11 protein-coding genes are annotated in these 13,724 nt (G+C 53.2%); 2 read left to right on the top strand and 9 right to left on the bottom strand.

The genetic code is table 11. The annotated features are described in order from the left end of the window. Positions 1–9: 9 nt before the first annotated feature. From truB to KTQ90_RS00325, 4 genes are all read right to left on the bottom strand, one after another. A complete protein-coding gene (gene truB / locus KTQ90_RS00340) occupies positions 10–723 on the bottom strand; it encodes a tRNA pseudouridine(55) synthase TruB (protein WP_217316775.1) in 714 nt (237 codons plus the stop codon). 16 nt (positions 724–739) lie between these two features. Then, a complete protein-coding gene (locus KTQ90_RS00335; RefSeq protein ID WP_217316774.1) occupies positions 740–1,537 on the bottom strand; it encodes an undecaprenyl-diphosphate phosphatase in 798 nt (265 codons plus the stop codon). Between the two features lie 247 nt (positions 1,538–1,784). Continuing rightward, positions 1,785–2,012, bottom strand: coding sequence for a DUF3098 domain-containing protein (locus tag KTQ90_RS00330; RefSeq protein WP_217316773.1), 228 nt, complete (start codon positions 2,010–2,012; stop codon positions 1,785–1,787). Positions 2,013–2,136: 124 nt separating this feature from the next. Then, a complete protein-coding gene (locus KTQ90_RS00325) occupies positions 2,137–3,015 on the bottom strand; it encodes a cell division protein FtsX (protein ID WP_217316772.1) in 879 nt (292 codons plus the stop codon). A 145-nt stretch (positions 3,016–3,160) separates the two neighbouring features. On the opposite strand from KTQ90_RS00325, the gene KTQ90_RS00320 reads away from it, so the two are divergent. Beyond that, entirely contained in the window at positions 3,161–3,943 is a 783-nt protein-coding gene (locus KTQ90_RS00320; RefSeq protein WP_217316771.1) for a radical SAM protein, read from the top strand. A gap of 208 nt (positions 3,944–4,151) precedes the next feature. On the opposite strand, the gene lpxA is transcribed toward KTQ90_RS00320, so the two are convergent. From lpxA to KTQ90_RS00295, 5 genes are all read right to left on the bottom strand, one after another. Then, on the bottom strand, positions 4,152–4,925 hold the full coding sequence (gene lpxA / locus KTQ90_RS00315; protein ID WP_217316770.1) for an acyl-ACP--UDP-N-acetylglucosamine O-acyltransferase: 774 nt from the start codon (positions 4,923–4,925) through the stop codon (positions 4,152–4,154). A gap of 18 nt (positions 4,926–4,943) precedes the next feature. After that, positions 4,944–6,329: an efflux transporter outer membrane subunit gene (locus tag KTQ90_RS00310; RefSeq protein WP_217316769.1), complete on the bottom strand. Its 1,386-nt coding sequence runs from the start codon at positions 6,327–6,329 to the stop codon at positions 4,944–4,946. Between the two features lie 5 nt (positions 6,330–6,334). Next, complete coding sequence (locus KTQ90_RS00305) at positions 6,335–9,586, bottom strand: efflux RND transporter permease subunit (protein WP_217316768.1); 3,252 nt, start codon at positions 9,584–9,586, stop codon at positions 6,335–6,337. Between the two features lie 24 nt (positions 9,587–9,610). Then, entirely contained in the window at positions 9,611–10,813 is a 1,203-nt protein-coding gene (locus tag KTQ90_RS00300) for an efflux RND transporter periplasmic adaptor subunit (RefSeq protein WP_217316767.1), read from the bottom strand. Between the two features lie 479 nt (positions 10,814–11,292). Next, positions 11,293–12,741 carry a CCA tRNA nucleotidyltransferase gene (locus tag KTQ90_RS00295; protein WP_217316766.1) on the bottom strand — a complete coding sequence of 483 codons (1,449 nt, stop codon included), beginning with the start codon at positions 12,739–12,741 and terminating at the stop codon, positions 11,293–11,295. A 204-nt stretch (positions 12,742–12,945) separates the two neighbouring features. On the opposite strand from KTQ90_RS00295, the gene KTQ90_RS00290 reads away from it, so the two are divergent. Next, positions 12,946–13,701 (top strand): DUF5020 family protein, encoded by a 756-nt coding sequence (locus KTQ90_RS00290; RefSeq protein ID WP_217316765.1) that lies wholly within the window; start codon positions 12,946–12,948, stop codon positions 13,699–13,701. Positions 13,702–13,724: the final 23 nt, after the last annotated feature.

Raw genomic sequence — 13,724 nt, 5'->3', positions numbered from 1 at the left:
AGTTTTTATTTATTCATCTTCACTGGTTTCTATTGTCTGATTGGCGAGCCACTCCTCGAACTTGTCGAGCTCGATGCAGTTCTCCACGCGCTGATCGCCAGAGCGTGTGCGGCAGAGAGCCATGAGATAGCCGCCGGAGTTGAGCGCACGACCGATGTCGCGTGCCAAGGCGCGGATGTATGTGCCCTTTCCACACGCCACACGTATCGACATCTGCATCGTTTCGGGGTCGAACGCCGTGAGCTCTATCTCGTCGATGTGTATCTGCTTCGGCTTCAGCTCCACGTCCTGACCCTTTCGGCGCAGGTCGTAGGAGCGCTGTCCGCCCACCTTGCACGCCGAGAATGTCGGCGGAATCTGCTCGATGTCGCCCACGAACTGCTTCAGAACTTCTTCTATGCGTTCGCGTGTGATACCGTCTGTGGGATATGTGGCGTTCACGGGATGCTCCATGTCGTAGCTGGGCGTTGTTGCGCCGAGCTGGATGGTGGCTGTGTACTCCTTGCCGTGCATCTGAAACTCCTCAATGCGCTTCGTGAACTTGCCGGTGCAGAGCACGAGCACGCCCGAAGCAAGCGGGTCAAGGGTTCCGGCATGGCCTATCTTTATCTTCTTCACCCCGAGGCGTACGCAGATGCGCTTTCGCACTATTGCCAAGGCACAGAAGCTGGTCATGCCAAGGGGTTTGTTTATGGCGATGACTTCGCCTTTGGTGAAATTCATTATTTGTTGTTGATTTTTATAGTAAAGAGCAAACGATGGTCACGGCACCTGCAATGGCGCAATATACGCCGAACCAAACGAGTTTGCCGCGCTTCACGATGTTGATCATCCACTTGCAGGCGATGCATCCGCTGACGAATGCAGCCACGAAGCCAACAACGAGGGGCAGTGTGTCGATGCCAGCGAACGCGTCTTCGCCCTTAGCTGCCTTCAAAACGTCGAGCAACGCCTCGCCGAGTATGGGCGGAATGACCATAAGGAACGAGAACTGGGCGAGATTCTCCTTCTTGTTGCCAAGCAGCAAGCCGGTAGCAATGGTAGAACCTGAGCGCGAGAGTCCGGGCAGCACGGCTGCAGCTTGGGCAAGACCGATGATGAAGGCGTCCTTCATAGAGATATGCTCGCGCTGACGCGGCTTGGCGAAATAGGAGAATGTGAGCAGCAAGGCTGTGAGAAGCAGACAGCAGCCCACGATGAGCAGACCCGAACCGAAGATTTCCTCGACATAGTCCTTGAAGAACACACCTACGATGCCTACCGGAATCATCGAAACGACGATATTGAGGAAGTATTTTGTCTCGGCGTTCATCTCGAACTTGAAGAGTCCTTTCAGAATCCAGTCGATTTCTTTCCACAGTATGACGAGGGTGCTGAGCACTGTTGCTACGTGCACCATTACGGTGAACGCAAGGTTGTCCTCGCCCTGCACACCGAAGAGTGCCGAGCCGATTGCGAGGTGGCCGCTGCTACTAACGGGCAAGTATTCTGTGAGTCCCTGGATAATGCCAAGGACCAATGCTTGTAACCAATCCATTTGTTAAATTATTAATTTTTAATTATTAATTATTAATTCGAGGGTGCCAGGGGTGATATCAGGGGGTGCAGTTGTCTCTCAGGGGGTGCAGTTGTCTCAACTGCACCAACCAAGTCGTTGGTGTCTTCAAAATGTTGGTGCAGTTGAGACAACTGCACCAACCTAGCGGCGGGTACATTCTTTTGTACCTTCAAATTAGTTGGTGCAGTTGAGACAACTGCACCCCCTGAGAGCACCCACTTAAGACTTATTCGTCCTTCGGCTTTTTGATTATGGCATATATAATCGAGATGAAGCCGAGGAAGCACACTACGGGTGCCACCTTCACGCGGCGCACGCTGAAGATATCGTTGTCGAAAACGGTCTCGTCGCTTCCACCACCGCTCATAAGTATAAAACCAAGGATTACAACCAACATTCCGACAGCCATCAGAATGAAGTTGATCTTACCGAATGCGTAATTTCTTTTATCCACTTTGTTTATATTTTAAATTGAATGAATATATTCTATCAAATAATGACTATATGTATAAGTAGTGTCTATATATAATATGTATATATAAGTAATGTCAACATCTCACCACCTCAACACATCAACATTATATCTTATACAAGTCGCCTGCCTTCATGCGCAGGAACTTGTTAACCGATATTATCGAGCAGATAGCCGTGATGAAGATACCGAATACAACCACCGTACCGGCTGTTATGGCGAGCACCTGCCACGTGATGAGGTCGAGAACGTCTGGCTCGTACATGAACAGAGCGTAGACAGCACCGCCAAGCACGCAGCACGCTATGAGCGCAGCGAGCAGACCGAGCAACACGTAGTGGCGCACGAACGGCGCACGGATGAAGCCCCACGACGCACCCACGAGTTTCATGGTGTGGATGGAGAAGCGGCGGGCATAGATGCTCAGACGCACGGTGTTGTTGATGAGCGAGAACGACACGATGGTGAGCAGCACGGCGAGCGCCAGCAGCACAAGACTTATCTTGGCGATGTTCTCGTTCACGCTGTCGATGAGGTCCTTCTGATACTTCACCTCACTCACCTTAGGGTAGGCTTTCAGCTCCTTAGAGATGAACTGCAGCGAGTCGCTATTGGCGTAGTCAGACTTCAGCGTTATCTCGATAGACGAGAGGAACGGGTTCACTTCGGCGAACTCGCGAGGGTCGGTGCCCAGCGCCTTGATGCCTTCGCGCAGCGCCTGCTCCTTACTGATGTACTGCAGCGAACAGATGTACGGGCGCGCCTGCAGCTTGTTGCAGAACTGATGAGCCTCGCCTGTCGTCATATCGTCCTGCAGCATCATCGTCACCACGATGTTCTGCTTCACATAGGCAGAAAGATTGCGGGCGGTGCACACTGAGAACACCACCAAACCTAACAGGATAAGCACCATTGCGGTGCTAATGCACAACGTTACAGCCTGCAATCCGTGACGACTGCGGGTCTTCTTGTTTTTCTTTCTCATTCCGAAAAGGCTATATTATACCAAATTTCCTGCAAAATAACAAAAAAATATCGGTTAAAAAGAGGGATTAACGTCAATTAACACCATACGTATGCCTTTAATAAAACAAACTATCTACCTTTGGATAACTATAAAAGCACACATAATGGCAACAATTCTCTATCCTTCGCCGATAGTCGGACCGATACACAGTCGGCGACTCGGCATTTCGCTCGGCGTGAACGTCAACCCGAGCGACGGAAAGATATGCACGTTCGACTGCATCTACTGCGAGGTGGGCTACAACCGCTTGCGCCGCCCTACTCTACCGCAACCTTCGCGCGAACTTATCGCAGAGCGGCTTGAGCAAAAGCTGAAGGAGATGCGCGCGGCGGGCTCGAAGCTCGACGTCATCACCTTCTCGGGCAACGGCGAACCGACAGCGCATCCCGACTTCCTGCCTATCATCGAGGACACGATACGTCTGCGCGACGCCTACTATCCCGAGGCGCGCGTGTCGGTGCTCACCAATTCTACGTTGGCGCACCGCCCCGACGTGCATCGCGCGCTGATACTCGTCGACAACAACATAATGAAGCTCGACACGGTCTGCGCTGAATATATTAATAAGGTGGACCGCCCCGTGCAACCGTCGTACGACGTCGAGAACATCATAAAGGAGATGGAATCGTTCGACGGACACTGCATCGTGCAGACCATGTTCATGCACGGCACGGACGACGCCGGCGCAAGTGTTGACAACGTTTCGGAGGCGTTCGTGGAGCCTTGGCTCGCCGCCGTTCGACGCATCAAGCCCAGCAGCGTGATGATATACACTATCGACCGCGAGACGCCTTGCCCCACTCTTCGCAAGGCTACGCACGCAGAGCTTGATGCAATTCGCGACAGAGTGATTGCCGCGGGCTTCGCTTGCACCGTCGGTTACTGAACACCTCAACATCTCAACACCTCAACATCACAACATCAAATCTCAACACCTCAACATCTCAACACCTCACCACAAAAAATAGCGGCAAGGTTGACGTCACGTCGACCTTGCCGCTTTCATTGAAATAACAACACTAATATATAAAAGGTATGAAATATATGTGTTTTGATGTTTCAGTTGTTCAGAACCAGCCGAAGCCGCATGGGGCTTACAGCTTGCTGATGATGCCGAGCTTAGTGCTCTCAAGGAACTTCACGATAGCCGTAATCTCCTTGCCTGCCGGCACCTGCTCCTTAATCTGATTGATTGCGTCGAACACGCTTGTCTGTCCGTGGAACACGAGGCGATAAGCGTTTGCGATATGACCAATCACCTTCTCGGTTGTGCCCGACGACTTCAGCAGCGTCTCGTTAACGCCAGCGTAGCGCACGGGGTTGTCCGTAGCCACGATGAACGGAGGCACATCCTTCGAGATACGCACACCGCCAGTCACCATCGACGCACCACCGATGCGCACGTTCGAGTTGACGATGACGCCAGAAGAGAAGATTGCTGCGCTGTGAACCTCACAGTCGCCTGCCACCTTCGTACCATAACCGAATGTTATGTAGTCGTCAACCTTCGTGTCGTGCGAGATATGCACGCCCTCCATGAAGAAGTTGCGGTTGCCGATGCGTGTCTCGCCGTTGGTAAATGTAGCGCGGTTAACAACCACATTCTCACGGAAGATGTTCTCGTCGCCGATGACGAGGCGTGTAGCCTCACCCTTATGGTTGAAGTCCTGCGGCTCAGCGCCGAGCACCGTGTTCTGATAAACCTTGTTGCCACGGCCCATTATTGTGCCGCGCATGATGCTCACGTAAGGATAGATTACGCAGTCGTCGCCGATAACCACGTCGTCCTCGATGTATGCGAACGGATAGATCGTAACGTTCTTGCCAATCTTCGCACCCGGAGCTATATATGCTTTTTCACTAATCATAATTTTGAGTTTTGAGTTTTAATATCTTCCTCCGCCGAGTGCATAGTAGAGGTTAACCACAGCCTGCATCTTGTAGAAGTCGTCCTGCACCTTCGAGAGCTCTGCGTTGAGCAGACTCTGCTGTGCGGTGATTATCTCAAGATATGTAGCCGATCCGTCGTTGAAGAGCATCTTGTTGTACTCTACGTTCTTCTTCAGACTCTCCACCTGCTTAGCCTCCAGCGCGCTCTTCTCTGCCGAAGAGTTGTAGAGCACGAGAGCGTTGCTCACCTCCGAGCCTGCTGAAAGCACAGCGTTCTGCCATGTGTTGAAAGCCTGCTCCTGCTTTGACTTAGCCACCTTCAAGCCAGCCACGAGCTGACCGTGAGCGAAGATAGGCTGAACGAGCGAGCCGACAGCCGAGAGCAACCACTTGCCCGGGTTGGTGATGCCCATACCGCCAGAGTTGGTGAAGGCGCCAGTGCCCGAGATGGTGATGTTCGGATAGAACTTAGAGCGTGCTGTGTTCACGTCGTAGAAGCACTGTGCGAGCGACATCTCTGCATAGTGAACGTCTGGACGGTTGGCAAGCAACTGCAAGCCGATGCCTGTAGAGAACTCCGACGGCAACTGCTGTCCTTCGAACGTGCCGCGTGCGATGGTCTGCGCCTGCTGACCGAGCAGCAGCGAGAGCGAGTTCTCCGTCTCGCGAATCTGACGCTTCAGTTCCGTTGCCTGAGCCTTAACCGAATACATGTTAGCCTCAGCACTCTGCACGCTTGTCTCCTTCACGCGGCCAAGCTCCTTCTGAATCTTCATGATGTTCCATGTCTCCTCAGTTAGCTTCGACATATTGTCTACCACCTGCAGCTGCTTGTCGAGCATGAGCAGCGTGTAGTACAAGTTGGCGATGTTAGAGATAACCTTTGTCTGCACTACGAGCTGATAGTCTTTCGTAGCGAGCAGCGCCATCTGTGCCGAACGCTTCTGGTTGAGAAGGTTGCCGAAGAGGTCTACGCTCCACGATGCGGTAATAGGCAGCGTGTAGGTCTTCGTAGCGGGGTTGCCGTCCCAAGAAGCGATTGTACCTTGCGGCGAGAAGGTGAAGCCCGGCACGAAAGCGAGCTTAGCCACCATGAGCTGGTCCTCAACCATCTTCACGTTGAGAGCGGCGTTGAGCAGGTTGGTGTTGCTCTTCAAGCCCTGCTCGATGAGCGACTGCAACTGCGGGTCAGTGAACACCGTGCGCCAGGCGAGGTTGCCGAAGCTTGTGGTGTCGGTGACAGCGAGTGTGTCGGTGCTGCTCTGCACGTCGCGTACGAGTCCCGTGGTGTTCACCTCGGGACGCTCGTACTTATTGTATATTCCGCAGCTGGTCATCAGCAATGCGCCAGCGGCGAGAAGCATTATTTTTTTCATGTTCATCTGTCTTATTTTGAAGTCTTTTCAATCTGATCCTGCAGCGCACCTGCCACGTACGGGTTGGTGTACTGGCGAATCTCGGTGTCTACATCAGCTCTGTCGTTCTCGAACTCGATAGGCTTGATCTTCTCCTGCAATGTCTGGAAGATGTAGAACAACGCCGGCACTACCATAATCTGGCAGAGCATACCGATAAGCATACCGCCTACGGCTGCAGCGCCGAGTGTCATGTTGCCGTTGTAACCTACACCCCAAGGCATGAGCAGCGGGAGCAAACCGATAATCATAGCCAGAGAGGTCATAAGGATAGGACGCAGACGGGCTGCAGCGCCGAGCACTGCCGACCAAGATATAGCCATACCGGTCTGACGGCGTTCGAGGGCGAACTGCACGATAAGGATGGCGTTCTTAGCGAGAAGACCCATAAGCATGATGAGCGCAATCTGCATGTAGATGTCGTTGTTCTTGCCAAACATGTTGGTGAAGAGGAAGGCTCCTGCCAGACCGAACGGGATGGAAAGGATTACGGACAGCGGCAGAATGTACGACTCGTACTGTGCCGAGAGGATGAGGTATACGAAGGTCAAGCAGAGCACGAAAACGATAGCAGTAGAGTTTGACGACTCCTGCTCGGTACGTGTCAAGCCCGAGAACTCGTATGTGTAGCCTGCCGGCAGCGTAGTCTTCGCTACCTCTGCCATAGCGTTGATAGCGTCGCCCGTAGAGTAGCCCTCAGCAGCCGAAGCGTTCACGTTGATAGAGGTGAAGAGGTTGAAGCGGTCGATCTCCTGCGGACCGTATACACGGCTCAGGTTCACGTACTCCTTGATAGGAGCCATCTCGCCAGCAGAAGTGCGCACGTAGATGTTGTCCAGACTCTTCAGGTCTGCACGATCCTGCGGTGCCGACTGGATGTATACACGGTAGAGCTTACCGTAAGCGTTGAAGTTAGACGCATACATACCGCCGTAGTAGCCCTGCATTGTGGTGAGCACTGTAGACGGGTCGATGCCGCTCTGCTTACACTTAGCCACGTCAACATCAATCTTGTACTGCGGATACTTGGTGTTGTACGATGTCATGGCGTTCGAAATCTCCGGACGCTTGTTAAGCTCTGCGATGAACTTCTGTGTGATGTCAAAGAACTTGTTGACGTCGCCACCCGTGCGGTCCTGCATTGAGAACGTCATACCGTTGGTTGCAGAGAAGCCCTGCACCATAGGCGGCTGGAAGGCAAGAATCTGCGCGCCCTTGATGGCTGCGGTCTGCTTGTATATCATACCGAGCACCATAGTAGAACCGAGGTTGTGCACGCCGATGTACTTCAGCGGACCTTCTGCCTTCTGACGCTCCTCGAAGCTCTTCAGCTTGATAATGAATGTACCCTGGTTAGAGCCCTGACCAGCGATGAAGTTGTAGCCCGTGATACGCATACGGCTGGCGATAGCCGGGTTGGTAGCGAGCATGCGGTCTACCTGGTCCATCACCTCGTTGGTCTTCTTCATAGAGGTTCCCGGAGGTGTTGACACTGTACAGAATACTGTGCCGGTATCCTCGTCAGGAACGAGGCCTGTCTTTGTTGTGCCCATGAGCACAGCCATTGCAGCGATAGCCACTACGACTGTACCGATTGCGATAAACGGGCGCTCAACGAGGCGGCGCACACCCTTTGTATACTTCTCCTGCACCTTGCCGTATGCGGCGTTGAACGATGCGTGGAAGCGGTCTACCATCGACATCTTGCGCTCCTTGCCTTCTTCGTCCTTCGGCTTCAGCAAGATGGCGCAGAGAGCCGGTGAGAGGGTCAAGGCGTTAAGTGCCGAGATGATGATAGAGATAGCCATAGTGATACCGAACTCGCGGTAGAACGCACCTGACGTACCACCCATGAACGATACGGGGATGAACACCGACGCCATAACGAGGGTGATTGAGATGATGGCGCCCGAGATTTCGTTCATGGCGTCGATAGACGCGAGCTTAGCCGACTTGTAGCCGAGGTCGAGCTTGGCATGCACAGCCTCGACGACCACGATGGCGTCGTCGACCACGATGGCGATGGCAAGCACGAGTGCGGCAAGCGTAAGCAGGTTGAGCGAGAAGCCGAACGCATAGAGGAAGAAGAATGTACCGATGAGCGACACGGGCACCGCAATCAACGGGATGAGCGTAGAGCGTGTGTCCTGAAGGAAGATGTACACCACGATGAACACGAGGATGAACGCCTCGCAGAGGGTCTTGATAAGGTCCTCGATTGAGGCGAAGAGGAACTCCGTAACGTCCTGCATGATGTCGAAGTGGATGCCCGGCGGCATTGACGCCTCCTGATCCTTGAGGAGCTTCTTGATGTTTGTGGCAATCTCTGTAGCGTTAGAGCCTGCGGTCTGCGTAACCATCATTGTTACTGACGGCTTGCCGTTGTTCTTCGACTCTACGGTATAAGACAGCGCGCCCATCTCCACGCGGGCTACGTCCTTTACGCGGATGGTCTGTCCGTCCTGTGTCGACTTGATGATCATTTCGCCGAACTCCTCCGGTGTCTGCAGACGTCCTCTGTAGCGGAAGGTGTACTGGTACTGGTTGTTCGACTGCTCGCCTACCGAACCCGGCGCAGCCTCTATGTTCTGCTGTGCGAGTACGCCGGTGAGGTCGGTCGGAATCAAGCCGTAGCTCTTCATCTTCACCGGGTCGATCCAGAGGCGCATGGTGTAGTCTTTCTGCGAGAAGCACTGGCACTCGCCCACACCGTTCACACGCTTGATGGCAGGAACGACGTTGATGTTTGCATAGTTTGTGAGGAACTCGTCGTCGTAGCGGTCGTCGTCTGCTGTAAGACCGAAGAGGATAACGGTAGACGACTGGCGTTTCATGACCGTCACACCAGCCTTTGTCACCTCAGCCGGCAGCAAGGCAGAAGCCTGCGACACACGGTTCTGCACGTTCACCTGACACATGTCAGGGTCCATGCCCTGCTTGAAGAATACGGTGATTGAAGCCGAACCGTCGTTGGTGGCAGAAGATGTCATGTATGTCATGCCTTCCACACCGTTGATCGACTCCTCAAGCGGTGCGAGCACCGAGTTGAGCACGGTCTGTGAGTTGGCACCGGTATAGGCTGCACGCACCATGATGGTAGGCGGCGCCATGTTCGGGTACTGCTCGATAGGCAGCGACACCAAACCTAACACACCCAGGATGACCACCAGGATAGAAATCACGGTGGAGAGTACCGGGCGCAGGATAAATCTATCTAATTTCATATTACTTTCTTATCTACAAAAAAATTATTTTCCGAATGCCTTCTTCAGCTTGCCAAGGTCGCCCTGAGCCTCGCCGAGCTGCTCTGTCTTCTTCAGCTTCTCAGCGTACTGAGCCTCTGTGAGCGGCTTGATGTCCATGCCGTCCTGGAGCAAAGAAACGCCGTTCACAACGAAGCGGTCGCCTACGCTAAGACCAGAAGTGATGATGTAGTTCTTGCCGTCGTTCTGTGGGTTGACAGTAACCGGTGTGTACTTCACCTTGTTGTCCTTGCCTACAACATACACAAAGTACTTGTCCTGCACCTGAACCACAGCGTCCTGCGGGATGATAACAGCCGAAGAAGCTACGTGAGGCACAACGATAGAACCTGAAGCACCGCTCTTGAGCACGTGCTCGGGGTTGGGGAAGTCGGCACGCATAGACACCGTACCGGTGGTCGGGTCGATGACGCCGCTCACGGCAGCCACCTTGCCCGGATGCTCGTAGATAGAGCCGTCGGCGAGCTGCAGCTTCACAGCCGGATAGCTCTCTACGGCAGCGTGTACGCCGCCCTGTGTCTTGCTCATCTCCAGAAGGTCTTTCTCGGTCATAGAGAAGTAAACCTGCATTGTAGAGTTGTTAGACACGGTTGTGAGGGGCTGCTGCGACGAAGCGCTTACGAGAGCACCTACGCGGTAAGGCAGGTCGCCTACAACGCCGTTAGACGGAGATGTAACGAAGCAGAAGTTGAGGTTCTGCTTAGCCGATACGTATGCTGCCTTTGCCTGAGCGAGCTGGGCGGCAGCGCTCTCCATTGCGTTCTTTGTCGACTGCAGCTCGTAAGAACCGATTACGTTGTTCTTGAAGAGTTTCTGCGAGTTGTTGTATGTAAGAGTTGCAGTGTTGAGCTGTGCCTTTGCAGCGTTCACAGATGCCTTTGCCTGACGAACGGCAGCGGCGTATGTAACGTTGTCGATGACAAACAGCAACTGACCTGCCTTAACCGACTGACCTTCCTTCACGCAAAGCTTTGTGATGAAGCCAGACACTTTCGGGCGAATCTCCACGTCCTGAACACCCTTGATAGATGCCGGATAGGTGGTCTGCAAGTTTGCGTCCTGACCCTGAACTGTGCGTACAGCGTATTCGTTGTCGCCGAAGTTAGGCTTTCCGCCACTCTTTCCGCCGCCACATGAGGCGAGCACTGCAGCCAAGGCTGCAACCAATAAAATCTTTGTTTTCTTCATGCCTATTTTTAATAAATATTTTTTACCTTTTTATATTTCTACCTTATTTATAATATATACTTTACTATTTGCTTAGTGACTGTAGGAGTGCAGCAACCTGATGCTGCGTATACAGAAAACTAAACCGCTTGTTTAAGTTTTCTGCATGCAAAGTTACTAAATATGTAAATAAGTTGTAACCATTACATACATACATTTAACAACTTTTATTTCTCATTACGCGTTATTCAATATATTAGTATCGATTTTGACCAATGCAGAAGTTGCATTTACCTAAATTGTAGTGACATTTTATCAACACAAAAGTGGCACTTTGTCAATGCGAAGTGCCACTTTATCAATGTGTAGGTTGCGTATCAGTCACCGATTGCGGACGCGAACGGTGCGGATTGCGAACGCGAACGGTGCGGATTGCGAACGCGAACGGTACGGACCGCGAACGCGAACGATGCGGACTGCGAACGCGAACGGTGAGAAAACTACTGAGTGAGCCCCATTTCTGCGGCTTTCTTCATCAGTAATTCCATAAGAGGCTCGCGTTCGTTAGCCACACGGTTGTCGAGCACGGCGTCCTTCAGATACTGTTTCAGCACGCCCACCTCTCTACTCGGCTGCAGATTGAATATCTGCATTATCTCGTTGCCGTCGATGACGGGCTGCAGCAGGCGCTTGTAGTCGCGCTCCTTAAGGTCGGTGAGTTTCTCGCGCACCATGCGGAAGTTTTCGAGGAAACGCTTCTTGCGCACCTCGTTCTTGCTCGTGATGTCAGCCTCGCAGAGCATCATGAGGTCGTCGATGTCGTCGCCCGCGTCGTTGAGCAGTCGACGAACGGCTGAGTCGGTCACCTCCTCGTCGGCAATCACGATGGGTCGCATGTGCAGGTCTACCATCTTCTCCACGTACTTCATCTTGGCGTCCATCGGCAGCTTCATGCGTCTGAAGATGGCGGGAATCATCTTGGCGCCCACGTAGTTGTGGTTGTGGAACGTCCATCCGATAGCAGGCTCCCAACGCTTTGAGCGCGTCTTGCCCACGTCGTGGAACAGGGCCGCCCAACGCAGCCAGAGGTTGTCGCTGCGCTTCGCCACGTTGTCCACCACCTCGAGCGTGTGGTAGAAGTTGTTCTTGTGCGCCTTGCCGTTGCGCGTCTCCACGATGTCGAGCGCAGCCAGCTCGGGTATGATGAGCTGCAGCAGTCCGCAGCGGTGCAGCTCGACGAAGCCGCGCGAGGGCTGGTCGGTCTTCATTATCTTGTTCAGCTCGTCGGCGATGCGCTCGCCGCTCACTATCTTGATGCGCTCGGCGTTGCGTCCGAGGGCGTCGAACGTCTCCTCGTCGATGAAGAACTTGAGCTGAGCCGAGAAGCGCACGCAGCGCATCATGCGCAGCGGGTCGTCGGAGAAAGTGATGTCGGGGTCGAGCGGTGTGCGTATAATGCCGTCCTCAAGGTCGTAGATGCCGTCGAACGGGTCTACGAGTTCGCCGAAGCGCGCCTTGTTAAGGCATACCGCCATGGCGTTGATAGTGAAGTCGCGGCGGTTCTGGTCGTCCTCGAGTGTGCCGTCCTCAACCACGGGCTTGCGCGAACCGCGGTCGTAGCTCTCGCGGCGGGCGCCCACGAACTCCACCTCCGTGTCGTAGAACTTAACCTGCGCTGTGCCGAAGTTGCGGTATACGGCGAGATGAGCGCGCCAGCGTCCGGTCTTCTCGTTCTTGCCCAGCGCCTTCTGCAGCGCCTGCGCCACCTCTATGCCGCTGCCCACGACGACGACGTCGATGTCGTTCGTGGGGCGCTCGAGGAATATGTCGCGCACATAGCCGCCCACGAGATAGCATTCTACGCCCATCTCGTCGGCCACTTCGCCTATCTTATGGAATATCTTTTTGTCGAGAATTTGTGCCAATTCGGCATCTGTGTATAGCTTCATTCGTATAAAATCCTGATTATTACATGCAAATCGAGTGCAAAGTTACATATTTTTACAGAATTTAATGTGTATTGACGGAAAATTTGTACCTTTGCGCTCACATTAATAAATAGCACCCGATATAGCAGACTATTTTTTATACCTAAGTACGTCGAACGGAAAGAAGAGTTCACACAAATAATTAACAAATAAAACAAAAAGACAATGAAAATCAAACAGACAGCATCTACACTGTTCCTTATCGCTATGCTCTGCCTCGGCGCAACAAAGGCAAAGGCGCAGGTTAACGCACAGTTGTTCTACGATTTCGGCAGCGACCGCAAGTTCGTTACGCTGACGCTCGAAATGTTCAAGCAGGACAAGTGGGGTAACACCTACTTCTTCATCGACCACGACTTCAACTACGACCAGCACGTTAAGGGTCCGAACCTCGCTCCTGGCGGAACTTACTTCGAGATTGCTCGCTGCCTCAACTTCTGGCAGAACTCTGCCATCAAGAACCTCTCGCTCCACGTAGAGTACAACGGCGGTATCACAGCATCCTACCCTATCAACAACGCTTGGCTCGTGGGTCTCGACTACTTCATCCACTCGAAGGACTTCAAGAACACGCTTAACCTCAAGGCGCTCTACAAGAACATCCAGAAGAAGGACTCTGATGTGCCTATGCAGTTCACCGTGGTTTGGGCTATGAACGACCTCTTCGGCGTGAAGGGCTTGAAGTTCGACGGCTTCGCCGACTTCTGGTGGGAGGACCATGCTGTCGACTTCCGCGCAGACGGCTCTTGCGACACGAAGAGCACCGTGTTCATCACCGAGCCGCAGCTCTGGTATAACGTGGGTCAGCACTTCGGTTGCGACAACCTCAGCCTCGGTACAGAGATCGAGCTTTCTAATAACTTCGGATCTACCGGCGGTTTCAAGTGTCGCCCGTGCCTCGGCGTGAAGTGGGACTTCTAAAAGTAAAAAGCCCCTCCCAACCC

The sequence above is a fragment of the Leyella stercorea genome, assembly GCF_019052365.1.
Lineage (GTDB): Bacteria > Bacteroidota > Bacteroidia > Bacteroidales > Bacteroidaceae > Prevotella.
This window is presented reverse-complemented; position numbering and strand designations above follow the sequence as displayed.